Raw genomic sequence first — 26,114 nt, 5'->3', positions numbered from 1 at the left:
GCCTGCCATGCACGCGGGGTTTGTTGCGGCCAACCTTCGCGCTGGCGCGCTACTGGATCGCCAGCGTTACCGCCAACTGATAGCCCTGACCGCGTACGGCTTTCAGCGCGTGGTTATCGCAGCCGGCCTGCACCAGCTTCTTGCGCAGGCGCACCAGCTGTACCTCCAGGTTGGCCTTGCTGTATTCCTCCAGCCGTTTGCCCAGCAGCTCTATCATCTGCCATGTTTCCAGCTGGCGCCCTGGGGCGCGGGACAGCCCGGCCAGCAGGGCAAACTCGGACGACGTCAACCCGACCTGCCCGCCCGGGCCAGACAATTGCTGCTTGTCGGTTTGCAGTATCCAGCCATGCTCCGGGCCCTGGCCAGTAAGCCTGCGCGCCAGCGAACGCACCGCCGCCAGCAACTCTTCCAGTGAACAGGGCTTGGTCAGGTAGATGTCTGCGCCGCTGGCATAGCCTTCTACCTTGGCCGCAATACTGTTACGCGCCGTGGTCATGATGATACCTACCTCGGGCTGGGCTGCGCGCAGGCGGCGCGACAGGCTGATACCGTCCTCGCCCGGCAGGTTCAAGTCCACAATGTACAGGTCAGGCTGGAACGGCAAGTCGCCCAGTGCTTCGGCACAATCGACACCTTGCACGTGATAACCCTGCACGCGCAAAGCATCCAGGGTGACTTCTCGCAGGACATCGTGATCTTCGACGACCACGACGTTTAACGGGTTGATACGGGTAACCATACTTCAAATCTCACGATATTGGCTTCAGGCCGGTAGGAAACCATCCCTTGCAGCTGTATACACAGGCCGCGCACCAGATACAGCCCGAGGCCAGAACCGGTTTTGCTATGAGCGCCAGGACTTCGATAATACTTTGTAAATACCTTACTTGCATCCGGCATGCCTGCCGCAGACGCAACATTGTCAACAGATAGCCACAATCCCGTGGATTTTGTGCCCCATTTCACATTAATCGTGCTGGCTGCCGGCGAATACTTCAAAGCGTTATCTATCAGATTTGATAACACAGTCCGCAATAGCTGGCTGTCACTGCGCAACAGAGGCACCGTGCCCGGGTGCAATATTACCCGCTCCGGTTCACGGCTGTTGTCGCGCACATCATTTATCAGCTCGGCCAGCACGATAGTCTCGCTCTGAATCTCCAGCTGCCCCTGCTCGATACGGTCGGCCTGGGTGCAGCGCTCTACCACGGCGTTCATGTCGTCTACCGCCCGCTCGGCGTGCGCCAGAATGCGCTGCTCGCCCAGCTGCATACGCAAGCTGCCCAGCGCCATACGGATCACAGACATGGGGGTCTTGAGCTCATGAGTCAGCATGGCCATAAAACGGGACTGCTCTTCGCTTTGCTGCCGTTCAATCACAATCTGTTGCCGAGCCAGCTCCAGCTCCACTGCAAAGGCGTGGCGTTCGCTGCGCAGCTGGCCGGAACGGCGCTGCAACAGGACAAAGGCCAGTGCACTGATCAATAGCGACTGTATCAGTTGGCCGTACTGGTTCATTTCCAGCACATTGCCAATGCCCAGCAAGGGCAGCATGGTAATGGCGATCACCCCGATGGAAAGGGTATATAGCACACGCAACAGGCGGCGCAGCGGGTGCGGCGGCACCAGCCAGGCAGTCAGGGCCATCAGCAGGACCTGCACAGGCGCCACCATGGTATTGGTCTGCATGACCGGCTGGATAGTGCCGAAAGCCAGCATCAGGAACAACAGCGGGTAATAGCAGGGCAATAACTTGAGCACCCAGCGCAGCAAGCCTGGCGGCGAGAAACCCAGCAGCAAGTGACGATGGAACATCAGGCTGGCCAGACAGAACAGTGTCGACGTCCAGCTGGTGGCCACATCGGCCAGCTGCGGGTAGCTGGCGGGCACCAGCATGCTGTAGTAACCCATAAAAGCCAGGTTTACCAGCACCGACAATAGCTGGTAGGGAATAAACAGCCCCACCACGCGATCGCGGCTTTCGCGGTAATCGGCAATGGCCCATACCAGCAGCCACAGCAGAATGGCGTAGTAGATGATCTGCCATGACGATTGCCGCACATCAGCCTGCAGCGCCTGGTGCAGCGGCTGCGCTTCTATACCCAGCATACTGGTACTGGTGGTGTGCAGACGCAGGTAGTACACGGCCTGCGCCTGCACCTGGCGCACCATAAAAGACGGCGTGATACCCGGATAACTGCGCTTGGCGTAGGGGTAGCGGTCCCCGTCGGCTTGCTGCTGCCAGCGCCCCTGACTGTCTTGCCAGTACAGACGGACCTCATCCAGATAGCCCGGGCGGATGCGCAGCACCAGCGGCTCGCCCGGCGCACCATTGTGCACGACGACGCGCAGCCAGGTCACCGTCGGGGTATAACCGCGCGCCAGGATGCCAGGCAGCGGGGTGAAAGCCTGCTGGCGTACCTGGGGCAAATCCAGCTTGCCTTGCGGGTCTACCAGGTAGGCCCGGGACATGACCTGGGTTGGCGTGGCCCATGCAGGCGACAAGCACAACAAGCAGAGCCATAAAATAAACCGTAATCGCACTTCTTACCCCGCATGACACCGTCAGCATGGACGGCAGGAGCGAGAGTATCGCATAGCTGGTAGCGGAACTTGCCACGGGAATACGCGTCCATGCACCATTTTGCCCGGTGAAACTCTTATGCGCACTGCCCGTCTGCTTTTTCTGGCCCTGGCCATCAGCCTGCCGGTTCTGGCGGCCGATAGCGGCCAACTGTATAAAGACCCGTCCTGTGGTTGCTGCGGCAAGTGGGCCACACATATGCGTGCCAACAAGCTTGCGTTGCAAAGCCAGGACCGCAGCGACATGGCACAGCTGAAAGACCGGCTGGGTGTACCAGCCAGCTTGCGCTCCTGCCATACTGCACAAATCGGCGGCTACACCATCGAGGGCCACGTACCGGCTGCCATGGTGCAACAGCTCTTGCGCGACCGGCCGGCCATCGCTGGCCTGGCCGTGGCGGGCATGCCGCAAGGCAGCCCCGGCATGGAAACCGGCATACGCGACAGCTATCAGGTCATGGCCTTTACCCGTGCCGGCCGTCAGTATGTTTATGCCACGATAAAAGGAGGCTAGCCATGTCGGTAAAAAAACGTATCGCCCTGATGCTGGCAGGCATCGCGGCCAAGTGGCTATGGCAGCGCGTCAAACAGCAGCTGCGCCGCCGCTAGTGCGCCAAACAGCACTGCAGCGCACGGCCCGGGCCGGCCTACCCGCAGCCGGCGCGTGCTGCTACAGCTGAAAACGGGCCGATAGCAGGGACAGCAGGTCGGCTGCCTGACGGATGGACTCGGCCAGACGCACGGTTTGCTCGGATGCTTCTCGCGTGCTGGACGATATACTGGCCACGGCGGACAGGTCTTCACGTATGGCCCGGCTGGCGTCTGCCTGCTGCTGCAGTACCAGCACGACCTTCTGCATGCTGACACAAACCGACTCGGTGCTCTCGCGAATCACGGCTACCGCCTGGCCACCGTCCTGCGCTTGCGCAATACCACCATGCAGCTGCTCGACCATTTCATCCATACGCTGCTTGGCTTGCTGGCTGTTGACCTGGATGCTGCCGATGGTCTGGGTAATTTCACCCGTAGCCTGGCTGGTACGCTCGGCCAGTTTACGCACTTCGTCTGCCACCACGGCAAAACCGCGCCCTTGCTCGCCCGCACGGGCCGCTTCGATGGCGGCATTCAGTGCCAGCAAATTGGTTTGGTCTGCCACATCGCGAATCACGCCGATCACCGCGCTGATACTGCCCAGGCGGCTGGCCAGTTCGTCAATACTGCGTTGCGTGGCCATCACCAGAGTACCGATGTCATTCAGCCGCCCTACAGCCCCGGCAATCACTTGTTGCCCGCTCAGCGCGCTATCGATGGCATCGTCGCTTTGCTGCCGCGCCGCCAGTGCTTGCCCTGCAGCGCCAGCTACCTGCTGGCTGAACTGATCAGTGGCCTGGCTGATACGCACCGTGGCTTCGGTTTGCTGAGCTACCAATACCCGGCTACCCGATGCCTGATCCACAATGGCGTGGCTACTCTGGTTCAGCGTCATGACAGACTGGCTCATATTGCCCAGTAATTCACGCAAGGCGGTACGCATGGCAAGCACCGCACCAAAAATACTCTGCGCCGGCACAGTGCCTGCCAGGTCTTCTGCGCCACGCAGGTCACCGGCAGACACTTTTTGCACCAATGCCTGCACCTCGTCCGGCTCGCCCCCCAGCTTGGCTAACAAACCGCGTACAGACAGCAGTATGACGGTCGCAATGCCAGCCACCAACAGCAGGCACACCAGCACCTGCCAACGGGCGGTGTGCCAGAAACGCTGGTCAACCTCGGCAAAGCTGATACCGGTCCCCACCACCCAGTGCCATCGCGGGGTGCGCTGTGCGACCGACAGCAGCTTGACCACCTCGCCCTCGCGCCGTGCCGTCCACCAGTACTGGGTAAGCTCGCCACCGGATCGCTGCAGCGCAGCACTCAGGATGGCACCGACACTCTGGCCTTCTGCGTCCTTGAAGTCGTTAAAGCTGGTGCCATGCAGCTGGGGGTCTAGCGGTGTCGCGACAAAATCGAGCTTCTCGTCTGCCACGTAGACATATTCGGAGCTGCTGTATTTGTTTTCCCGCAGTACTTGCGTGGCAATGTCTTTGGCCTGGGCATCGCTCAGTTTGCCACTGGCTGCCATTCGTTCCAGCTGCAAAATGGCAGAATGCGTACTGGACATCAGCTGCTTGATACGCGCGCGGTTGTCCTGGTCACTCATCTGGCGCATGGTATAGGTGCCTGCCAGTGCAATGGCCAGCATGCTGACCAGTATCAATAGCGATACCCACCAAGCCTTGTGTTTTACTTTCATGGCCTGTTCCTGTCTTTGTCTTGGGGTGCCACCAGCGTGGCGAGTTACGGGGCGTTAAGGCATTATGGCATGACAAAGCCACGTGGTCTTTAATTGGTATTAAACCAATAAAAACCATCCGCTGGCACCGCTTTTGTAGATCAGGCTTTCGATCGCAATAAAAAAACCCCTTCCGGCTACCGGAAGGGGTTGGGCTTGATACGGCCAGACTATCAGGCCGGGTGTTTAGCGCGGGCGATATCGGCAATTTTCACGCTCCACTCGGCCGGGCCGGTGTTGTGGACCGAGGTGCCACAGGCGTCTACCGCTACGGTTACCGGCATGTCCTGTACTTCGAACTCGTAGATGGCTTCCATGCCCAGGTCGGCAAAACCCACCACTTTGGATGCCTTGATGGCCTTGGACACCAGGTAGGCCGAGCCGCCCACCGCCATCAGGTAGACGGCTTTGTTGTCCTTGATGGCGTCGATGGCAGCCGGGCCACGCTCGGCCTTGCCGATCATGCCGAGCAAGCCGGTCTGTTCCAGCATCTGGCGGGTGAACTTGTCCATACGCGTGGCGGTAGTGGGGCCGGCCGGGCCAACCACTTCGTCACGCACCGGGTCTACCGGGCCGACGTAGTAGATGAAGCGGTTGGTAAAGTCTACCGGCAGCTTCTCGCCCTTGTTCAGCATGTCCACCATGCGTTTGTGCGCAGCGTCGCGGCCGGTCAGGATCTTGCCGTTCAGCAGCAGCACGTCACCCGGCTGCCAGCTGGCCACTTCTTCCGGCGTGATGCTGTCCAGGTTCACACGCTTGCCATTGCTGGTGTCGTAGGTGATTTCCGGCCAGTCTTCCAGCTTCGGCGTTTCCAGCACGGCCGGGCCATTGCCGTCCAGGTGGAAATGGATATGGCGCGTGGCGGCGCAGTTCGGGATCATGGCGACCGGCAGGCTGGCGGCGTGGGTCGGGTAATCCAGGATCTTCACGTCCAGCACGGTGGTCAGGCCGCCCAGGCCCTGCGCGCCGATACCCAGCGCGTTCACTTTTTCGAAGATTTCCAGGCGCAGCTGTTCTACACGGCTCAGCTCGGCGCCGCTGGCGGCCTTGGCCTTCAGCTCGTGGATATCCACGTGGTCCATCAGCGATTCTTTGGCCAGCAGCATGGCTTTTTCCGGCGTACCGCCGATACCGATACCCAGGATGCCTGGTGGACACCAGCCTGCACCCATGGTCGGTACGGTCTTCACGACCCAATCGACGATGCTGTCGGACGGGTTCAGTGCGTAGAACTTGGATTTATTCTCGGAGCCGCCGCCCTTGGCCGCACAGATCACTTCCACGCCGTCGCCTTCAACAATCTCGAAGTGCACCACGGCAGGAGTGTTGTCCTTGGAGTTCTGGCGCTTGCCTGCCGGGTCCAGCAGCACGGAGGCGCGCAGCTTGTTGTCCGGGTTGTTATAGGCGCGACGCACGCCCTCGTTCACCATTTCCTGTACCGACAGCGTGCTGTCCCACTGCACTTTCATACCCACTTTCAGGAACACCACGGCAATACCGGTATCCTGGCAAATCGGGCGGCGACCTTCGGCACACATGCGGCTGTTGATCAGGATCTGCGCCATGGCGTCTTTGGCGGCCGGGCTTTCTTCGTGCAGATAGGCCTGGTACAACGCGTCGATATAGTCTTTCGGGTGGTAGCAGCTGATGTACTGGAAGGCATCGGCAATGCTCTGGATGAAGTCGTCCTGACGGATGATGGTCATTATTGGGTTCTCCAGCGTAGGGGCTGTGTTGGGTTTGTGCCGCTATTTTAGGCGTTTCGCCCACGGGCAGGAAGGCGCAATGCTGCAACGCAGGAAGATAAAAGCAGAACAATGCAAAACCGCCGACTCAGCGCCGGCGGTTTTGTAGGCATGTACGACTGCGGCCAACGTTGGCCGCAAACGGGTATCAGCCCTGATGGTAGCCGGTAACGCGGGCCACTTCTTCTTTGGAGCCCAGGAATACAGCCACACGCTCGTGCAGGCCCTGCGGCACGATGTCCATGATGCGGCGATGGCCATCGGTAGCCAGGCCACCGGCTTGCTCGATGATGAACGCCATCGGGTTGCCTTCGTACATCAGGCGCAGCTTGCCTGGTTTGGCCGGGTCACGCGCGTCTTTCGGGTACATGAAAATACCGCCACGGGTGATGATGCGGTGCACTTCAGCCACCATGGAGGCCACCCAGCGCATATTGTAGTCCTTGCCCAGCGGGCCTTCCTTGCCGGCCAGCAGCTCGCCGACATAACGCTGCACCGGGGCTTCCCAGTGGCGCTGATTGGACATATTGATGGCAAACTCGCCGGTGGTAGCCGGTACGGTCATATTGCGGTGGGTCAGTACCCAGGAGCCCAGCTCGCGGTCCAGCGTGAAGCCGTACACACCGTGGCCAAAGGTAAGCACCAGCATGTTTTGCGGGCCATATACCGCATAACCTGCGGCTACCTGGTGGCTACCGGCTTGCAGGAAGTCGGCTTCGGTCGGCTGGGTATTGCCTTCCGGCGCTTCCAGTACCGAGAAGATGGTGCCCACGGAGATGTTCACGTCGATATTGGACGAGCCGTCCAGCGGGTCAAACATCAGCAGGTAGCGGCCACGGGGCATGTGCTCGGGGATGGAGTGCGGCAGCTCCATTTCTTCAGACGCCATGGCGCCCAGGTTGCCGCCCCATTCGTTGGCTTCCAGCAGGATGTCGTTAGCGATCACGTCCAGCTTTTTCTGGGCTTCGCCTTGTACGTTACCGGTACCGGCATCGCCCAGCACACCAGCCAGCGCACCTTTGTTTACCGAGTGGGCAATGGCTTTGCAGGCACGCGCCACGGTTTCGATCAGCAGACGCAGATCCGGCGGCAGGGCACCATGCAGGCGCTGTTCTTCAATCAGGAATCGGGAGAGGGAGATACGGCTGCTCATTATTGTCCTCGTATCACATAGGTCGCAGAAAGGGTTAGCCAAGTTTACCACCCTGCCCCAAGCGTCTGGGGTGTTACCTGCGCACTACATGCATCAGCAAAGAAAAACGCCCGACCAGGGCAAAACGGAAGCCGTTTTGGCGAGTCGGGCGTGTGGCGAAACGCAACGCTTAGGCGTTCAGTTCCTTGGCCAGGTACAACCAGGTTTCCACGACGGTATCCGGGTTCAGCGAGATGGTCTCGATGCCCTCTTCCACCAGCCACTTGGCAAAGTCCGGGTGATCCGACGGGCCTTGGCCGCAGATACCCACGTACTTGTCCAGCTTGCGGCAAGCCTGGATAGCCAGGTGCAGCATGGCTTTCACAGCCTCGTTACGCTCGTCGAAAGTGGTCGCGATCGGGCCGCCGGAGTCACGATCCACACCCAGGGTGAGCTGGGTCATATCGTTGGAACCGATGGAGAAACCGTCAAAGTGCTGCAGGAACTTCTCGGCCAGGATAGCGTTGGTCGGCAGTTCGCACATCATGATCAGGCGCAGGCCGTTTTCGCCACGCTTCAGGCCGTTGGCGGCCAGGATCTCGATCACTTTTTCGGCTTCGGCCAGGGTACGCACGAACGGGATCATCACTTCCACGTTGGTGAGGCCCATCACGTCGCGCACTTTCTTGATGGCGCGGCATTCCAGCTCGAAACAGTCGCGGAAGCTGTCAGCCACGTAGCGAGCAGCACCACGGAAGCCCAGCATCGGGTTTTCTTCGTGCGGTTCGTACAGTTGGCCGCCGATCAGGTTGGCGTACTCGTTCGACTTGAAGTCGGACATACGCACGATCACCTTTTTCGGCGAGAAGGCCGCTGCCAACGTGGACACGCCTTCGGCGATCTTGTCGACGTAGAAGTCTACCGGGCTGGCGTAGCCTGCGATGCGATCGGTAATGGTCGCTTTCAGGTCGGCCGGCAGGGTATCAAACTCCAGCAGCGCTTTCGGGTGGATACCGATCTGGCGGTTGATCACGAACTCCATGCGCGCCAGGCCCACGCCTTCGTTCGGCAGCTGCGCGAAGTCGAAAGCCAGTTCCGGGTTGCCCACGTTCATCATGATCTTCACCGGCGACTTCGGCATCTTGTCGAGCTCGAGCTCGATGATTTCCACTTCCAGCAGGCCATCATAGATGTTGCCGGTGTCGCCTTCGGCGCAGGATACGGTTACTTGCATGCCGTCGCGCAGCAGGTCGGTGGCGTCGCCGCAACCTACTACCGCAGGAATACCCAGCTCGCGCGCAATAATGGCCGCGTGGCAGGTACGGCCGCCACGGTTGGTCACGATCGCGGCAGCGCGCTTCATGACCGGCTCCCAGTCCGGGTCGGTCATGTCGGTAACCAGCACATCGCCGGCTTTGACCTGATCCATCTCGGACGCGTCCTTGATCATGCGCACGGTACCCTGGCCGATCTTCTGACCAATGGCACGGCCTTCACACAGCACGGTGGAGGTGTTTTTCAGACGGTAGCGGCGCAGGGTGTCCTTGCGGTCTTCCTGCGATTTTACCGTTTCCGGACGTGCCTGCAGGATGTACAGCTTGCCATCCAGGCCGTCACGGCCCCACTCGATATCCATCGGGCGGGCGTAGTGTTTTTCGATGATCAGCGCGTACTGGGCCAGCTCGGCCACTTCGGCGTCGGTGATCGAGAACTGCTTGCGCAGGTCTTCGGCCACATCAACGGTTTTCACGGAACGGCCAGCTTGCGAGGCGTCGGTGAATTCCATCTTGATCAGCTTGGAGCCCATGGTCTTGCGCAGGATGGCAGGACGATCGGCTTTCAGTGTTGGCTTGTGAACGTAGAACTCGTCCGGGTTCACCGCGCCTTGTACCACTGTCTCGCCCAAACCGTAGGAAGAAGTGATGAATACCACGTCTTCAAAACCGGATTCGGTATCGATAGTGAACATCACGCCTGCTGCGCCGCTATCGGAGCGCACCATACGTTGTACACCGGCAGACAGGGCCACAACATCGTGGGCAAAGCCTTTGTGTACGCGGTAGGAAATGGCGCGATCGTTATAGAGGGAAGCGAATACGTGTTTCATGGCGTCCTTGACGTTGTCAAGGCCACGAATATTCAGGAAGGTTTCTTGCTGGCCTGCGAACGAGGCATCAGGCAGATCTTCTGCGGTTGCAGAGGAACGTACTGCTACGGAAATATCGGCACCACCGGCATCGGCAACCATTTGATCCCAGGCAGTCTTGATATCTTCATCAAGCTTGGCCGGGAATGGGGTGTCGATGATCCACTGGCGGATCTCCTTGCCGACACGAGCCAGCTCCGTTACGTCGTCGATATCAAGCTTCGACAGCGCGGTATTGATGCGGTCAGCCAGACCGTTGTGCTGGAGAAAATCCCGATAGGCGTCTGCTGTAGTAGCAAAACCTCCCGGAACGCGCACCCCGGAATGGGCAAGCTGACTGATCATTTCGCCGAGCGAGGCATTCTTGCCGCCTACTTTCTCGACATCGGTCATGCGCAGGTTCTCGAACCAGATGACGTAGTTCTCTGCCATCACTTCACTTCCTGTGTTGGATTGGACGATAGGGAAGCACGCATTCTAGCCGAACAAGCCCCGGTTTGCGTAGCGACTTTTGCATCGCACAACACAGGGCTTTCCCTGAATTTTCAGCATACTGGATAAAGAATACTGTTTATCCCCCTGAATAAAAGACAGAAATGTAATGCCACCACTACATAACACCCCGGCAATCCGGCCTGCTGCTTGATCTGCCTGCTTGCCGCTGGCGGCAAAACGGCACAGACTTCATGCCAGCGTACCAACTCAAGCACAGGACACACCATGCCACACCGCCGCTCTGCTTTCTTTGTCTCCGACCGCACCGGTATCACTGCCGAATCGCTGGGCAACACCCTGCTGACCCAGTTTGACACCGAAGAATTCAAACGCGAGACCATCCCCTTTATCGACACAGTCGAAAAAGCACAGGAGCTCGCGCAGCGTATTGACGAAGTGGCACGCGAAGACCACGAAAAGCCGCTGGTGTTCACCAGCATCATCAAGGCGGATGTGCGCGCCGCTCTCAATATTCCCAGCGCATTGGTGATCGATTTCTTCGAAACCTTTATCGGCGAGCTGGAAAAAGAGCTGGGTGAAAAAGCGACACTGGAAGTGGGCAAGGCACATGGCATGTCCAATGAAGAAAAATACGACCATCGCATTGAAGCCGTGAACTACTCGCTGAACCACGACGACGGGGTAAAGCTGAAAGACCTGGACGAAGCTGACGTGATTCTGGTGGGCGTATCGCGCTCCGGCAAGACACCGACTTGCCTGTACCTGGCGCTGCAATACGGCATCAAGGCGGCCAACTACCCGCTGACGCCGGAAGACCTGGGCAGCCCGACGCTGCCGAAAATCCTGCTGCCGTTCAAGAGCAAGATTTTCGGGCTGACCATCGACCCGAACCGCCTGCACTTTATCCGCTCCGAGCGCCGCCCGGATTCGCGCTACGCCAGCATGGACAACTGCCGCCGCGAGGTAAACGAGGCCGAGTCGATGTTCCGCCACCATGCCGTGCCGTTTATCAGCACCACGCACAAATCCATTGAAGAAATCGCCTCCACCATCATGCACAAAGCCCACCTGGGCCGCCGCTTCTAGATCTGCGGCCAACAGCCCCGCAGCGCTGCCACCCCATGGCGCGCCCGGGGCTTTTTCCTGCCCGGCTGGCGCAAACAAAATATGTGCATTTTTCCTGCATCGTTCTATGCTGAACACAGGTTCGCCCACCGCAACCACCCGCAGGAGAGCACATCATGAGACTGGAACACTTCAACCATATCGCCAATCTGATCGGCTTGAAGAAGAAGTCCCGCGAAGCCGTGTGGCTTATCGAAATTGATGGCATGACCGGCTATGCCGCCTCGCGCCAGCTGGATATCAGCCAATCTACCGTATCCCGTGCCCACGCCCGCTTTCGCAAGGCACTGAACGAAATCAACCAGCTTACCCCCTACCTGCCACTCTGAAACCCGTGCGGCCAACCTGCCTAGACAGGTTGGCCGCATCAGTCAAAGCGTGCACTGTGCACATAGCCGTCAAACCCCAGACAATCTTGCACCCGCTGGCGCTGCACTGGCGATAGCTGCGCGGGTGCCACCCAGGCCCAGGCCGTGTGCTCCGCGCTCAGCCGGATATCTGCGCCGTCTGGCAACGCGCAACGAAACACAAACGCCTGCGAATCGTACTGGGCGTGGTAATACACCCCGGACAGGTAACAAATCTCTAGCGTGACGCCCAGCTCCTCACGGCACTCGCGCAATAGCGCCTGATGGATGGTTTCACCCGGCTCCAGCGCGCCGCCGGGCAGGCCCCAGGCCAGGCTGCCGTAACTGGCTTTCAGCAGTAGTACCTCGCCTGCCACATTGCAGATCACGGCGTGGCTGCTCAAACGAAATCGGTCGTCAAATGCCATTTCCCCCTCGCCTTACTTCGGTGTTCTTGTGCTTATGTTGTCGCATAAGGGCTACTGGCTAACCAGCACCCCGCCATTGATTACGTTATTTTACAGAAATGTGTTGACAGCCAAATCCCACTTCCGTATAGTTCGCCTTCTCGAAAGACAACAGTCAAACGAGAACAGCGCACCCGTAGCTCAGTTGGATAGAGTATTTGGCTACGAACCAAAGGGTCGGGCGTTCGAATCGCTCCGGGTGCGCCACAATCTGTCCCCATCGTCTAGAGGCCTAGGACATCGCCCTTTCACGGCGGTAACCGGGGTTCGAATCCCCGTGGGGACGCCAGGATTCGACAAAAAAGCCACCGCAAGGTGGCTTTTTTGTTTTGTTGTGCCTACTCGCTGTCCGGCAAAACCACGATCGCCTGCCGGCACGCTTCAAATACCGGCACCAAAGCCGCCAGCTGGCCTGCCAGCACTGGCTCGGCCTGCTGATCACGCACACTATTTTCCAGCTGCTCGGCCAGTCCGCGTACCGTTTCTGCACTGACATTGCTGGCCGCGCCCTTCAGGGTATGGGCCAAACGCTGCAGCAACACCCAATCTTGCTGCGCTAGCGCCTGCGCCGCGTCTTGCGGGAAGGATTGCTGGCTCTGCGCGAACAGCCGCAGCCATTTCAGGTATACCTTGCGCTTGCCCATGGCCCGCGCCAGCCCTTCTTCCAGGTGTACACCGGCATGCTGCAAGGCTTGCCAGGCATCGTGCTCCTGTGGCGCCGCCTCGATCGCGGCGCCAGCCACAGCAAGCGGTGCAACAACACGCGCCCCTGCCTGCGGCTGGCTAATGCCCAGCCGCGCCAGCACGGCAAACAGTTTGTCGGGGTCGATAGGCTTGCTGATGTAGTCGTCCATGCCCGCGGCAATGGCTTCTTCGCGGCTGCCACTCAAGGCATTTGCCGTCAATGCCACAATCGGTATGCCGGACCAGAGCGGGTGGGCGCGTATACGCGCGGTGGCAACAAAGCCATCCATCACCGGCATGTGGCAGTCCATCAGGATAATGTCCGGCTTTTCGCTGGCGAGGCGGTGCAAGGCCTCTTCACCGTTGCCGGCATAGCTTACCTGGGCGCCCGCATCCATCAGGTAGGCCGCCACTACCTCCTGGTTCAGCAGCACGTCATCGACCACCAGCACTTGCCTGCCGGCCAGGCATTGCTCGTGCACCTGTGCAGGCACCTGCTGCAGCTGGGCCGGCTTGCGCCCCAGCTGCTTCAGGCCGTGCCGCAGGCGCTGCGGCGTCAGCGGTTTTACCCAGATGGCAGCCACTGGCATGGCGGCCGGCATGAAAGGGGCAAGCTCGGCCATACCCAAGTGGCGCACACTCAGCAATACGCACCACACGCCGGGCTGCCAGTGCACCTCGCTGAACACATGCGGCCAACCCGGCTGATCGATATCCACCAGCCAGACATCGCCCGCACGCTGCTCGGCCAAGGCGCAGACGGTAGCCCCGACACCGCCAAAGGGCTGCACAGGCAAGCCCATGGCGGCTAACTGCTGCTGCAACACCGCACTCAAGGTTGGCCGCACGCCGTACAGGTATACCCGGTTTACCGCCAGCGGGCCGGCTTGCTTCTGACCGTCCCCCGCTGCCAGCGGCAGAGCAAAGCTGAAGGTGCTGCCGACACCGGGCTGCGAAACGACATCGATACATTCGCCGCCCATCAAGCGGACCAGCTGGCTGGAAATCACCAACCCAAGGCCGGTACCGCCGTAGCGCCGCTGCGTGGAGACATCGGCCTGGCTAAATGGCTGGAACAGCCCTTGCTGCTGGGCAGCGCTCATGCCAATGCCAGAGTCGCTCACGCTGAAATGCCAACCACCGTCCTGCGGGTAAATGCGCAGGATGATTTCACCTTCGCGGGTAAACTTCACCGCGTTGCCCAGCAAGTTCAGCAGCACCTGCCCCAAACGCAAGGAATCGCCCACCAGCACGGGCGGCACCCCGGGGGCGATGTCAAACACCAGCTCGACCGGCTTGCCTTCCAGCCGCATGGCCAGCATATCGGCCAGCGAGCCCAGTACGTCTTCCAGGTCGAATGGCACGTGCTCTACCTGCAGGTGGCCGGATTCGATCTTGGAAAAGTCCAGAATGTCATTGATGATGTCCAGCAGGCCGCGCGCCGACCCCAGCAGCTTTTGCAGGAACTGCCGCGTACGCTCGGGCAGCGCATCGCGCAGCGCCAGGTCGGCCATGCCGATGATGGCATTCATCGGGGTGCGGATTTCATGACTCATATTGGCCAGAAACGCGCTCTTGGTGGCAGCGGCGGCTTCCGCGGCCAACCTCGCGGCCTCCATCTGCTGTGCCAGCGCTTTTTGCTCGCCAATATCCTCCTGGATACTGATGAAGTGCGTCAGCCGCCCGGCGCTATCGCGCAGCGGCGAGATCATCTGCATCAACCAGAGCTCGCGGCCATCCTTGCGCCGATTCAGCATTTCGCCGTGCCAGCTATTGCCCTGCCGCAAGGTATGCCACAAATCCTGGTAGGTCTGTTCACTGGTCTGCCCGGACTTGAACAGCTGGGGCGTCTGGCCAAGGATTTCCTGCTCGCTATAACCCGTCATGGCCATCAGCCGCGGGTTGACATACTCGATCACCCCCTGGGTATCGGTAATCAGTACCCCGGCAGGGCTTTGCGTTACCGCACGCGACATTTGCTCCAGCTTGGCCTCGCTGGCACGCTGGGCGCTGATATCGCGGAAATACAGTACGGCAGCCAGGTCGCCGTGCCCCTCCGGCAGCAGGTGCAGCTCGTACGACACCGGAAAAGCCGCCCGCTGCGCACTACCAAACAACTCCCACTGGCTGGCGCAGGGCTGGCCCAAGGCCAGGGCTTGCGCCAGCGGGCCGGGGGTGCCAAAGGGCTCGCCTTCCGGGTTATGGTGCAGCAGCACATCGTCCAGTGCCCGCCCGGTAAGCGTCGCCACCACCTGGCCCAGCAGGCTGGCAGCAGCCGGGTTGCTGAACACCACTTGCCCTGCCGTGCTCAAGCCGATAATGCCATCGTCGATGGCATGCAAAATGGCTTGCGCCTTGGCCTCGGCATGGCCTACCGCCTGCTCCGCACGCGCCAGGCGTTCTTGCTCCAGCGCCTGCAGGGTGGCGGTTTTCTCTTCCAGAATGGCAACGTAGTGCGAGATATCCTGTATCACCGCCATACGGCGCAGCGGCTCGCCGGTGTCGGTAAAGTCGTAGCGCCCTTGTTCCTGTACGTATTTCACCTCCCCCGCCAGCAGCAGCCGGTAGTTCAGGTGGTACGGCCCGGTTTGCGCCTGACGGTAGGCGGCCAGCACCCGCGCCTGATCGTCAGGGTGAATACGCGCCAGGAACAGCACCTCGCTGGCGTCAAACTGTTCGGGGTAGTCCAGCAAACTGCTGAGCTGGCGCGACCACGACACCACGCCGCTGTACAAATCGACAATGTAATACCCCAGCCTGGCCATCTGCTCGGCATCTTCCAGCTGCTGCTGGCGCTGCAGCAGGGTGGCGGTGTGCTCGGCCACCTTGGCTTCCAGCTCGAACGCATAGTTCCACAGCCGCTTTTGCGACTGCGCCAGTTGCTCGGCCATGCTGTTGAAGCTGTGCCCCAGCACACCTATTTCGTCGGTGCCGGGGTGGCTGATACGGCTGTGAATATCCCCCTCACCCAGGCGCACGCTGGCTTGCACCAGCGCCTGCAGCGGTCTTAGCAGCCGCTGCGCGGCCCAGTAAGCCAGGGCGCTGATGACCAGCGCCACCAGCAATAACACCTGCAGCACTTGCCACTGCAGCTGATGCAGCGGCTCAAGCGCCTCTTGCTGGTCGATCTTGACCTCTACCGCCCAGCCCAGATCAGGCACCGGGGCCCAGGCGGCCAACACCGGCTCGCCACGATAATCCCGGCGCAAGCCCGCTCCGCGCTGCCCCTGCAGCGCGTCGAAGATAGGCTGCGGGTCGGTAGTACGGCGGGTAAGGTGCAACTGGAAAGCGGCATCTTTATGGTGGCGTAGCGGCCCCATGATCAGCGCCTTGCCATCCGGCTCTTGCCTGGCCAGCATCATCTCCCCGCTCTGCCCCAAGCCTTCGCGACTGGTCAGGATCGGGTTGAGCGAAGCATTACTGATACTGACGATGAAAAAGCCGCTCACCTTGCCCTGCTCTACCATGCTGGCCAGCCAGAACGCCGTTTCTCTACCGCTAGGTGCGTAAAGCTCGTAGGGCACAAAATGCATGCCTGGCTCACGCAAAGCCTTGCGCACATTATCAGCCAGCACGGTACGCCCCAGCTCGCCGCGAAACAGCTCCGCGCCAAAATCGCGCCTCCCCTTGGCGCTATACACCACCCTGCCATCCACATCCGCCAGCAGGATATCGTCCACCCCTTCCAGCCCGCCCAGCGCCAGCGCCTGGCTACACATGCTACGTGCCACACCATAAGCCACCGATAGCGGCCCGTGCTGGCGCATGGCCTCACCCAGACGGGTTTTGCACTGCTGGATGGCCGGGTTTGCCGCCAGCACCTGCACGTGGTCTGCCTGGCTCAGCCGCCAGTGCTGCAGCTCGCGTACACGGTCGTCGGTCAGCGCGCGCATCTGGTCAAACAAGCCGGCCAGCAGGCTTTCCCGCGCCTGCTGGTAGGCCACCACGCCGGTAAAAACCACAGGCAGCAAGCTACCCAGCAAAAACCACAGCAGGAAACGATGGCGTAGGGACATAGTGGGCATAAAAGAAAGCGGGGCTGGCCATGCGGCCAACCCCGGGGGTTTACAGATCCGGCAGCGCGGCCAGTGCCTGCTTCAAAGCTTCTACCGCCCTTGGGTCACCACGATACAGGTCTAGTACCTTGTAACTGGTCTCGCGCAGGGTAGACACCAGCTGCTCCTCCTGCGATTCGGTCAAACCCAGGTGCACCAGGTCGCGCTCCACCCGCCCCAGCGAGGTTTCCAGAAAGGTACTGGCCGCCATGCGGTCTTCGTTGCGCTGTGCGTCCAGGCTATGAATACCCTCGCGAATGGTTTGCAACAGCGAGCGCAACTGGCTCTCCCGGTGGTAGACGCGCTGCTGTAGCGCCAGGATTTTCAAACGCTCCGACACCAGCTCGGCCAGCACGGCAAAGTGGTCGCGCAAGCGCCCGGCCCTATCGTCTTCTTCTATCGGCAAATCGCGAATCAGCAGCGTTATCCCTTCATAGTTGAAAGCGACACGCTTACCCATCGCCACTACCCGGCCACAGTCGGCAATCAGCTGCAATACACCGCGCTCCATCTCGCTGACCTCACCCTCCTGGCTCAGTGCAAGCCGCTCGCCACCGCTAGCCAGCGCTACCGCACCGGTGACACCGAAGCCTTGCACGGTATCCAGCAGGGTACGCCCAAGTTGCTGCAAGTCCACGCAGGCCATGGCACGCCGCGAAAACTCCACCACCAGGCCCAGCTCCGCCGCATTGCTCATCGCCGTCATGGCCGTAGCGGTGGCAAAGCTGGCCTGGCTGGCCAACGCTGCCTTTTCACGCCGGCGCCGGAAGATGGCATCAATGCGCGAGGCCACTACCGCCAGGTTCAGCGGCTTGGAAGTAAAGTCCTCACCACCGGCATCGTAAGCCGCCACGCGGTCTTCCAGCGCGGTAAGCCCGGACAGGAACACCACCGGAATGTCACTTGTTTCAAAATCTTCCTTCAGCCGGCGGCACACTTCGTAGCCGTCCATTTGCGGCATGTTGATATCCAGCAGGATCAGTGCCGGCTGCAGGCTGGCGATCTGTGCCAGGCCCTGTAGCGGGTTGCTGAAACCGACAATGCGGTATTGATCCTCCAGGCCATCGCTGATCATTTCCGTGGTCAGCACATCATCGTCAATCACAATAATCAGGGGTTTGTCGCTCATCGGGCACCTGCCATGGTTTTTATGTTGGATCACTATTGCGCCTGCACCCTTCATTCTAGCCACAGTTCGTTAAGTAAAAACCCGCTTTATTCGATTATTTTGTCTAATCGCAGAACGTCTATATTCCCGCAATAGCATCAAACCATCCCATATATAGCATATCGATATATATATTCATTCTTTCGGGGGTAGCGGCTCTCCGGTACATTTGCAGTGCCGGAAAGTCCGGCACGGCGCCTGCCCGGGTGCCGCGATGCAAACAGCCAGAGAATTGAGCGCAAAGATGAAAATCAGTCAGGAGAGGCTGACTCACCTCAAGCAACTTGAAGCCGAGTCCATCCACATCATCCGTGAAGTCGCCGCCGAGTTTGACAACCCGGTGATGCTGTACTCCATCGGCAAGGACTCTGCCGTGATGCTGCATTTGGCGCAGAAAGCCTTTGCCCCCGGCCGCCCACCGTTTCCGCTGATGCACGTGGACACCACCTGGAAATTCAAGGAAATGATAGACCTGCGCGACAAGCAGGCCCGCGAATACGGCTGGGACCTGATCGTGCACGTGAACCAGGACGGCGTGGACGCCGGCATCAATCCGTTTACCGCCGGCAGTGCCAAGCACACCGACGTGATGAAGACCGAAGGCCTGAAACAGGCACTGAACAAGTACAAATTCGACGCGGCCTTTGGCGGCGCGCGTCGCGACGAGGAAAAATCGCGCGCCAAGGAGCGCGTGTACTCCTTCCGCGACAAGAACCACCGCTGGGACCCGAAAAGCCAGCGCCCCGAGCTGTGGAACATCTACAACGCCAAGATCAACAAGGGCGAAAGCATCCGTGTGTTCCCGCTGTCCAACTGGACCGAGCTGGATATCTGGCAGTACATCTTCCTGGAAAACATCGAGATCGTGCCGCTGTACTTTGCTGCCGAACGCCCGGTGATCGAGCGCGACGGCACCATGATCATGATCGACGACGAGCGCATCCTGCAGTACCTGAGCGCAGAGGAAAAAGCGCGCATCCAGCACAAGAAAGTGCGCTTCCGTACGCTGGGCTGTTACCCGCTGACCGGCGCGGTAGAGTCGGAAGCCACCAGCCTGGCCGAAGTGATCCAGGAAATGCTGCTGACCAAAACCTCCGAACGCCAGGGACGCGTGATCGACCACGACTCGGCCGGCTCGATGGAGAAAAAGAAGATGGAAGGCTACTTCTAAGCCCCGCTTCGCCCCTACCGAATATTCTAAGGTTGGCCGCACGCGGCCAACCTTGCAGATGCAAGGCATACGCTCATGGCACACCAATCCGACCTGATCGCCAGCGACATCCTGGCCTACCTGAAGCAGCACGAAAACAAGGACATGCTGCGCTTCATCACCTGCGGCAACGTAGACGACGGCAAGTCCACGCTGATCGGCCGCCTGCTGCATGACTCCAAGCTGATCTTCGAAGACCAGCTGGCCGCCATCCAGCGCGACTCGAAAAAGTACAACACCACCGACGAAGACATCGATCTGGCACTGCTGGTAGACGGCCTGCAAGCCGAGCGCGAGCAAGGCATCACCATCGACGTGGCCTACCGCTACTTCAGCACCGATCGCCGCAAGTTCATCATTGCCGACTGCCCGGGCCACGAGCAGTACACCCGCAACATGGCCACCGGCGCGTCCACCTGCAACCTGGCCGTGATCCTGATCGACGCCCGCTACGGCGTGCAAACCCAGACCCGCCGCCACAGCTACATCGTGAGCCTGCTGGGCATCAAGCACGTGGTAGTAGCCATCAACAAGATGGATCTGCTGGACTTCGACCAGGCCGTGTTCAACCGCATCCGCGACGAATACCTGGCTTTTGCGGCCAACCTGGGTATTGCCGACATCCGCTTCGTGCCGATCAGCGCGCTGCGTGGCGACAACGTGGTGAGCGCCAGCGAGCGCACGCCGTGGTACGACGGCCAGACCCTGATGGGCATCCTCGACAGTGTGGAAGTCGACCACGACGTGGCCCAGAGCGCCTTCCGCCTGCCGGTGCAGTACGTGAACCGCCCCAACCTGGACTTCCGCGGCTTCTGCGGCACCATCGCCAGCGGTGAAATCCACCCCGGCGACCGCGTTATCGCCCTGCCTTCCGGCAAGCAAAGCACGGTAGAAAACGTGGTGGTGTACGAAGGCAACCTGGATGTAGCAGGCAGCGGCCAGGCCATTACCCTGACCCTGACAGACGAAATCGACATCTCGCGCGGCGACATGATCGTGCGCGCCGACGAAGTTGCGCCAACCGTGAGCCAGGCGGTGGAAGCCCACCTGGTGTGGATGGACGAAACGCCGCTGTCGGTCGGCAAGGACTACAGTTTCAAGCTGGCCGGCAAAACCGTTACCGGCCGCGTGGAGCGCATCGTGCACCGCGTGGACGTGAACACGCTGGACGCCTTCGAAGCCGAAAAGCTGCAGCTGAACGAAATCGGCCTGGTACGCATCGCCTTCACCGCCCCGGTGGTATTCGACGCCTACAGCCTGTGCCGTGCCACCGGCAGCCTGATCGTGATCGACCGCCTGAGCAATGCCACCTCCGGTGCCGGCATGATCCGCGGCGAAGCGCAGATCGACAGCGCCAGCCAGGACCAAAGCGACCTGGCCCGCCTGCGCGCCTTCGAAGTCGAGTTCAATGCGCTGGTTCGCAAGCACTTCCCGCACTGGGACGCGAAGGATATTTCCAAGTTGTTCTAGAGTGTCTATGCAACCCTGTATTTACTAGATAAAACTGGGCAACATGTCTACGACTGTCTAGTACCGGGTTACTACAGCCACACAAAAACGTACCCCCATATGTACCCCCATGCTATCTTCAGGGGGTACGCATGGGGGTACTTCGTTATGGCAGCAGACAAAAGCAATGGCATGGCACTACTCAAGGATATTCAGTGTCGCAATGCCCACCTAGAAGAGGGCAAGACCGAGTCGAACTACCGGGATGGTGGCGGCTTGGTGTTGGTTGTAACCGCAGAAAGAAAACGCTGGCGCTTTGTCAGCAGCCTTTACGGTAAGCGTATCAAGATCTGGCTAGGTGATTACCCAGCGCTAGGACTGAAACAAGCAAGGTTGGCCGCAGAAGAGTGCAGAGATAGCATCCGCAGTGGCAAGGACCCCTCTGTCGAGCGCAAATTGCATAAGGAGGCAGGTAAGCTTGCCCAAGCCTCTACGTTCGAAGTCGTAGCACTAGAATGGCTGGAAGAACACTGCAGGGTAAAGAACATCAAGCCGGTGACCAGCACCCGCATTGCCAGCCAGCTACGCAAGCATATCTTCCCGCACATTGGCAGATTACCGGTCGATACGCTGAACGAAGCCCTACTTCGCAAGCCGGTAGACCTGCTAAGCAAGCAAGGACACCAGCAAACCGCTGCACGTGTACTGCAACACATCAGCAGCGTGATGAAGCACGGTAAGCGTACCAGCCGCATCCAGCACGACCCGGTATCCAGCCTTACAGGGCGTAATGGCATTTTGCCGGTGATTGTCAGCACCCCCAAAGCTGCCCTTCCCCTGGAAAGCATGCCGCAGCTGCTACAGAAGCTGCGTTCGGTAGATTGCCTGCTGATCATCAAGCTATTCCTGCGCTTTGCTTTGCTGACAGGTGCCAGATCATCAGAGATCCGCTTTGCCCGCTGGGACGAGTTCAACCTAGCAGAAGGCCTCTGGACTATCCCACCGGAGCGAGAGCCGGTAGAAGGCGTAGCGTATAGCTATCGCGGGGAAAAGATGGGCAGGCCACGCATGATCTTCCTAAGCCGCCAAGCCATAGAGGTGATGCAGCAGGTACACGGTCTAAACGAACACGCCACCTTCGTGTTCGCAGGAGGCCGTGTCGGCAGCCCGGTTTCCAATACTGGCATCAACAATGCCATTCGGGCGATGGGCTACAGCACTGGCACCGATCAATGCCTGCACGGCTTCCGCACCACCATGACATCAGCCTTGAATGAAGCCATGCGCTTCCACAGGGATGCGATCGAACTACATATCGGCCACGCAGCCAAAAACGACAAAGGCGACCTAGCCCCCTCAGCTAAAGCCATACGAGATCTGTACAACCGGAAAGCACGCTACCTGCAGCACCGACAGGAGATGATGCAATGGTACAGCGACTGGCTGGATGAACTCGAAAAGCGCGGGGAGTTTGTAGAGCCTGCAGACTTTACGGTGGCTGCTAGTTGAGATGCATGGCTGCTATTCGATCAAAGCTGACTTGTCAGATAAAGGGCATCACACCCAACAGATGGCGATAATCCGTGGACAGCTGCGGAGTTTCTAGAGAAGCCAGGGCGATTTAGATACCCAGGCTGGACACAAAAGAAACGGAGGAGAAGTCAACAGCGACCCCTCTATGCAACGGATTGGCTAGCATTGAATAGGCAGTCACCTGTAATATTCATACCTATGAATCAGGACTACCGAAATCTTACAGACGACGAACACGAAGCCGTCGAGAAACAATCACTGCGGATGATAGTGCAGGCGCTTCAGGAATATTCGCGTGAAGCAAAGCAAATTTTCGACAATACAAAGGCCCCCAGTAAGACTGAGGTCATTGTTTTGGCAGAAGATCTAGTACAGTACGCCTTAGAGGTGGCTGAAACGTATCCCATAAACCGACGATATGCTGGATTTATTGATTACAAGCGTATTCGCTGGCTGCCCACGCCCTACGGATTGCTTCCGCAAGCCTTACTAGTCGATGCCAAGGCATCAACAGAAAATAACCGTGAGACACTTCAACAATCACAGCTGCCCATGAACGCCGACTTCATTTCGAAGGACGTCCATGTGACGATGAACGCAGGTGTTGAACCACACCTCGAGTTGCCAGACACAATGAATGGACCGCTTCATGCGGTCACAACATCGCTATTTGTACATTTTTATTACCGAGACATATCCACCACACAGGCACCATACCGAGAGCTGAAATCAATCTATGCCCTTGCCATTCCGCATGCTAGATTTAAACCTCGCTACAACCCGGACCCCACAACAACTTTCTTTGGGCAAGGAAAGCACTCATCAGCTCGTGATGAAGATCCCCGCATCCGCGTCTACTTCACTCGCTTAATGGCGATGTGTCCTTGGCGCCTTCAATGCCTAAATTTTAATGGCAATCCATACGCTGAACCCATGTGGCGCGATGGTCTGGGCCCAACAGGCACAATCACCCCTTTTGCCTACCTCGGCCGCTAGGGTTGGTGACATACTGCTTTGCGGCGAGCTCAAGATAATCCTCTCGAACGTCTACCCCGACGATGCGTCCACCTTGTGCCAATGCAGCAAGGCCAGTGGTACCGATACCCAAGAATGGATCTAGACAGACTCCGCCGGGAGGAAGGCTCGCTTGTAAACACCAACTGGCTAGGGACGGCGGCATTACAGCAAAGTGCCCTTTAGCATCAGTTGCTCCACCAGTTAAGGAAAAAGACTGCACATCACCCGGATTGCGGCCATTCGGATGGTTTCGAAACACATTGTCACCTACCTCAACCGCCATTGCTTCATCGTAGCGACTATCAAGTGATAAAAGCTCTTTTAGCGTACCCCACGTCTCCTCAGGAGGCCGTCTCGCCCCAATTTCATCTGTACGGAAATAGTGACGAACCCGTTCGAATGGTTGATTAAGGATTTTTGCAACTTCTTTAATCGCAATACCCTCACGCTCAGCAGCAGCACGTAAGTAAGCGGCAAGCTCCGTCGCAAGAGGAGCGTTTGGACGACGACGAACCTCTTTTAATCCATCGATAGTAGCCCGATGTCGAGGAGAGTTGAGCCAACGGCGAAGCTCATCTTTGCCCTTTGCCTTCCCTTCAGCATTACCCTCCATAGCTCGGCGTCGCTCAATATGATCTTCAGTCTTATGGGGCACTCGCACTGCGTCGAGGTTAAAGAAATAACGCTCATTCTTGGCTAGTAGGAATATCGGTTCCCAGGCATTCGTTAACCGATCAGATGCACTGGAGGGCATCGCGTTTGGCTTGTGCCAGACAACGGTATTTCGAACCAACCAACCATCATTTTCGAGTGCGATGGCTACACGGAACGGTACCAATGCTAGTTGCTTATTGCGTTTCCAGGTAGGGTCTCCCGCCTTGGCGCCATTGATGTAACAGTCCCCAATGTTCAACCATGCGGTTCCGTCGCTGGTAAGGGTTCGTTTGACCTCACGAAACACCTTGACTATTCTTTCGACATAATCATCTACTGAATCCTCCAAGCCAATCTGTTCATCGGCCTCATAATCTCGTACGGACCAATAGGGGGGCGATGTCAAACAGGTGTTTATTGATCCGTCTGGGAGCTTTCGCAATACTTTCGTAGCATCCCCCAAAAGAAGAGCATGCCGCTCACCCTTGAAGTTTGCCGTTTTCTGGATCTGACTCCAATGATCGGAGATGCCTAGGCCTAGCTCTTGCACACTACAACTCTCAATCGATGATGCGTCAACAAGGTTGTTCATTAGAATTTTCTTCTACCTATAAAGGGGACAGACTTTTATAGGTAGTACTGTACCAAAAAAAAATGGATATGGCCACTCTGGCTCATCGGCCAAAGTGGCCACTTGTAATGGTTAAGCATTCCCGGAAAGTCAATTAAGTTGTCCTTCGCGTGCAGCTAGCGACGACAGTAGCTGTCAATGACGCCACCGTTATCGACAGGACACATTGGCCAAACAACAAACCGTCGTCGCTCCCGATAGCAACCTACCAATAGCAAAAAAAACACCACGTCCCGCCCGCGTAGAAGCGGGTGGTACATGGTGCTTGCGCATTACCGTTCTGCCACCTTCATTCGCAGCCAGCGTTCGATGTCCGATAGCAGCCACCCCACGGCCCTTCTACCTAGGCGGATCTGCTTGGGGAAGTGGCCCTCTCCGATGTACTTGTAGATAGTCGATCTGGCCAAACCGATCATGGCCATCACATCGTGGATTCTCAGGATCTTCATCGTCGTTCCTTCACTTGGCTTACCACAACCAGCCAAACACACGGCTGGCCAGGGTAGTGATACGGTCTACCACGTAGTCACAGGCTTCTTTGGCCACTGCCTTGACCGTGCCGACCACGACTGACCACAACCCGTCTTGCGCTTCTTGTTTCGCCGCCGCGCTGACCCACTCCGCTTTCGCTTCACGGGCCATGGCCCACTTTTTTTGTGCGGGCAGAGCTAACACCAGTTTCTCCAGCAAGCCGGGCAGGCCGTAGTTCTCTTCAGCCGAGATGCTGCAGACACTTTTCGGGCTGAGCTTGAACTGCTGGCAGATCAGCGCTTCTTTGGCGCGGATGTTGGCCGCTTGCATGAAGCCTGGCGTCTGGAACTGCCAATTCCATTCGCGGCAGGGTTCGACTTTGTCGGCCTGGCTCAGCACAAACAGGATGGGGATGGGTTTGTCGGCCAACGCTGGCAGTACCACATCGCGATAGAAGGTTTCATCTACGCTCAGTGCCCGGTCGTCTGCTTTGATCAGCCACAGGATGCAGTCCAGCTTGGGCAGCCACTCTTGGTACAGCTGCTTGTAGTCCACATCCCGTTGCGTGCTTTCCCCTACCCCGGGCATGTCGATCAGCGATAGGCCACGATCGCCTTTGGCTACCAAGGAGATTTCGTTGGGGTGGCGGGTGCAAGCACCCACATCGCTGACCTCGGTAACGGTGGCACCAAACAGGCTGTTGCACAGCGACGATTTACCGGCACCGGTCTTGCCCATCACGCCTACCACGGCGTGGTAGTTCAGTACCTGGTTCACCACGCCCAGGATCTGCTGGCGCTGTTGGCTGGTGAGCTGCAGCTCTGCGCGGTCGATAAGTTGCTTGAATTGCGCCAAGGCTTGGCCTGGCTGGAAGTCTGGTTCTTGCATAATGAGTCCTCTCACAAATAC

At 58.8% G+C, this 26,114-nt stretch carries 19 protein-coding genes and 2 tRNA genes; 9 read left to right on the top strand and 12 right to left on the bottom strand.

What is annotated here, in order from left to right; all coding sequences use genetic code 11:
- Positions 1 to 49 precede the first annotated feature (49 nt).
- Positions 50 to 739: a response regulator transcription factor gene (locus PQU95_RS02040; RefSeq protein WP_272750453.1), complete on the bottom strand. Its 690-nt coding sequence runs from the start codon at positions 737 to 739 to the stop codon at positions 50 to 52.
- Positions 715 to 2,472 (bottom strand): sensor histidine kinase, encoded by a 1,758-nt coding sequence (locus tag PQU95_RS02035; RefSeq protein ID WP_272750452.1) that lies wholly within the window; start codon positions 2,470 to 2,472, stop codon positions 715 to 717. Before PQU95_RS02035 ends, PQU95_RS02040 begins: the two co-directional genes overlap by 25 nt.
- A gap of 190 nt (positions 2,473 to 2,662) precedes the next feature.
- Here PQU95_RS02035 and PQU95_RS02030 point away from each other — a divergent pair, with 190 nt between their 5' ends.
- Positions 2,663 to 3,097, top strand: coding sequence for a DUF411 domain-containing protein (locus tag PQU95_RS02030; RefSeq protein ID WP_272750451.1), 435 nt, complete (start codon positions 2,663 to 2,665; stop codon positions 3,095 to 3,097).
- A 156-nt stretch (positions 3,098 to 3,253) separates the two neighbouring features.
- On the opposite strand, the gene PQU95_RS02025 is transcribed toward PQU95_RS02030, so the two are convergent.
- The 4 genes from PQU95_RS02025 to ppsA form a co-directional block, all read right to left on the bottom strand.
- Positions 3,254 to 4,876, bottom strand: a complete 1,623-nt coding sequence (locus tag PQU95_RS02025; protein ID WP_272750450.1) for a methyl-accepting chemotaxis protein — start codon at positions 4,874 to 4,876, stop codon at positions 3,254 to 3,256.
- Positions 4,877 to 5,088: 212 nt separating this feature from the next.
- Complete coding sequence (locus PQU95_RS02020; protein WP_272750449.1) at positions 5,089 to 6,621, bottom strand: fumarate hydratase; 1,533 nt, start codon at positions 6,619 to 6,621, stop codon at positions 5,089 to 5,091.
- A 187-nt stretch (positions 6,622 to 6,808) separates the two neighbouring features.
- A complete protein-coding gene (locus tag PQU95_RS02015) occupies positions 6,809 to 7,813 on the bottom strand; it encodes a class 1 fructose-bisphosphatase (RefSeq protein ID WP_272750448.1) in 1,005 nt (334 codons plus the stop codon).
- A gap of 169 nt (positions 7,814 to 7,982) precedes the next feature.
- Positions 7,983 to 10,370 carry a phosphoenolpyruvate synthase gene (ppsA, locus tag PQU95_RS02010; protein ID WP_272750447.1) on the bottom strand — a complete coding sequence of 796 codons (2,388 nt, stop codon included), beginning with the start codon at positions 10,368 to 10,370 and terminating at the stop codon, positions 7,983 to 7,985.
- Positions 10,371 to 10,658: 288 nt separating this feature from the next.
- Between ppsA and ppsR the strand changes: the two genes are divergently transcribed.
- The gene (ppsR, locus tag PQU95_RS02005; protein WP_272750446.1) at positions 10,659 to 11,480 is read left to right on the top strand and encodes a posphoenolpyruvate synthetase regulatory kinase/phosphorylase PpsR; all 822 of its coding nucleotides are present in this window, start codon (positions 10,659 to 10,661) and stop codon (positions 11,478 to 11,480) included.
- Positions 11,481 to 11,635: 155 nt separating this feature from the next.
- On the top strand, positions 11,636 to 11,848 hold the full coding sequence (locus PQU95_RS02000) for a sigma factor-like helix-turn-helix DNA-binding protein (RefSeq protein ID WP_017507160.1): 213 nt from the start codon (positions 11,636 to 11,638) through the stop codon (positions 11,846 to 11,848).
- Positions 11,849 to 11,886: 38 nt separating this feature from the next.
- On the opposite strand, the gene PQU95_RS01995 is transcribed toward PQU95_RS02000, so the two are convergent.
- Positions 11,887 to 12,294 carry an NUDIX hydrolase gene (locus tag PQU95_RS01995; protein WP_272750445.1) on the bottom strand — a complete coding sequence of 136 codons (408 nt, stop codon included), beginning with the start codon at positions 12,292 to 12,294 and terminating at the stop codon, positions 11,887 to 11,889.
- 169 nt (positions 12,295 to 12,463) lie between these two features.
- Here PQU95_RS01995 and PQU95_RS01990 point away from each other — a divergent pair.
- Both PQU95_RS01990 and PQU95_RS01985 read left to right on the top strand, forming a co-directional pair.
- Positions 12,464 to 12,540: transfer RNA gene (locus PQU95_RS01990), tRNA-Arg, on the top strand.
- A 6-nt stretch (positions 12,541 to 12,546) separates the two neighbouring features.
- Positions 12,547 to 12,622: transfer RNA gene (locus PQU95_RS01985), tRNA-Glu, on the top strand.
- A 49-nt stretch (positions 12,623 to 12,671) separates the two neighbouring features.
- Here PQU95_RS01985 and PQU95_RS01980 read toward each other — a convergent pair.
- Together PQU95_RS01980 and PQU95_RS01975 are read right to left on the bottom strand one after the other, a co-directional pair.
- Positions 12,672 to 17,042, bottom strand: a complete 4,371-nt coding sequence (locus tag PQU95_RS01980; RefSeq protein ID WP_272750443.1) for a PAS domain-containing protein — start codon at positions 17,040 to 17,042, stop codon at positions 12,672 to 12,674.
- Positions 17,043 to 17,082: 40 nt separating this feature from the next.
- Positions 17,083 to 18,201 (bottom strand): response regulator, encoded by a 1,119-nt coding sequence (locus tag PQU95_RS01975; protein ID WP_272750442.1) that lies wholly within the window; start codon positions 18,199 to 18,201, stop codon positions 17,083 to 17,085.
- A 283-nt stretch (positions 18,202 to 18,484) separates the two neighbouring features.
- Between PQU95_RS01975 and cysD the strand changes: the two genes are divergently transcribed.
- From cysD to PQU95_RS01955, 4 genes are all read left to right on the top strand, one after another.
- On the top strand, positions 18,485 to 19,411 hold the full coding sequence (gene cysD / locus PQU95_RS01970; protein WP_272750441.1) for a sulfate adenylyltransferase subunit CysD: 927 nt from the start codon (positions 18,485 to 18,487) through the stop codon (positions 19,409 to 19,411).
- Positions 19,412 to 19,486: 75 nt separating this feature from the next.
- Entirely contained in the window at positions 19,487 to 20,920 is a 1,434-nt protein-coding gene (gene cysN, locus PQU95_RS01965; protein WP_272750440.1) for a sulfate adenylyltransferase subunit CysN, read from the top strand.
- A 147-nt stretch (positions 20,921 to 21,067) separates the two neighbouring features.
- Positions 21,068 to 22,408, top strand: coding sequence for a tyrosine-type recombinase/integrase (locus tag PQU95_RS01960; protein WP_272750439.1), 1,341 nt, complete (start codon positions 21,068 to 21,070; stop codon positions 22,406 to 22,408).
- A gap of 222 nt (positions 22,409 to 22,630) precedes the next feature.
- The gene (locus PQU95_RS01955) at positions 22,631 to 23,428 is read left to right on the top strand and encodes an SfiI family type II restriction endonuclease (RefSeq protein WP_272750438.1); all 798 of its coding nucleotides are present in this window, start codon (positions 22,631 to 22,633) and stop codon (positions 23,426 to 23,428) included.
- Here the strand turns inward: PQU95_RS01955 and PQU95_RS01950 are convergent.
- The 3 genes from PQU95_RS01950 to PQU95_RS01940 form a co-directional block, all read right to left on the bottom strand.
- Complete coding sequence (locus PQU95_RS01950) at positions 23,400 to 24,695, bottom strand: DNA-methyltransferase (protein ID WP_272750437.1); 1,296 nt, start codon at positions 24,693 to 24,695, stop codon at positions 23,400 to 23,402. The two genes, PQU95_RS01955 and PQU95_RS01950, sit on opposite strands and share 29 nt — an antisense overlap.
- A gap of 311 nt (positions 24,696 to 25,006) precedes the next feature.
- Entirely contained in the window at positions 25,007 to 25,183 is a 177-nt protein-coding gene (locus PQU95_RS01945) for a helix-turn-helix transcriptional regulator (RefSeq protein ID WP_017507145.1), read from the bottom strand.
- A 19-nt stretch (positions 25,184 to 25,202) separates the two neighbouring features.
- Positions 25,203 to 26,093, bottom strand: a complete 891-nt coding sequence (locus PQU95_RS01940) for a GTPase family protein (RefSeq protein WP_272750436.1) — start codon at positions 26,091 to 26,093, stop codon at positions 25,203 to 25,205.
- Positions 26,094 to 26,114: the final 21 nt, after the last annotated feature.

Origin of the sequence: Vogesella aquatica (genome assembly GCF_028548455.1) — a bacterium.
GTDB classification, from domain to species: Bacteria; Pseudomonadota; Gammaproteobacteria; order Burkholderiales; family Chromobacteriaceae; genus Vogesella; species Vogesella aquatica.
The sequence above is the reverse complement of the archived record's forward strand: the minus strand, read 5'-3'. Positions and strand labels throughout refer to the sequence as shown.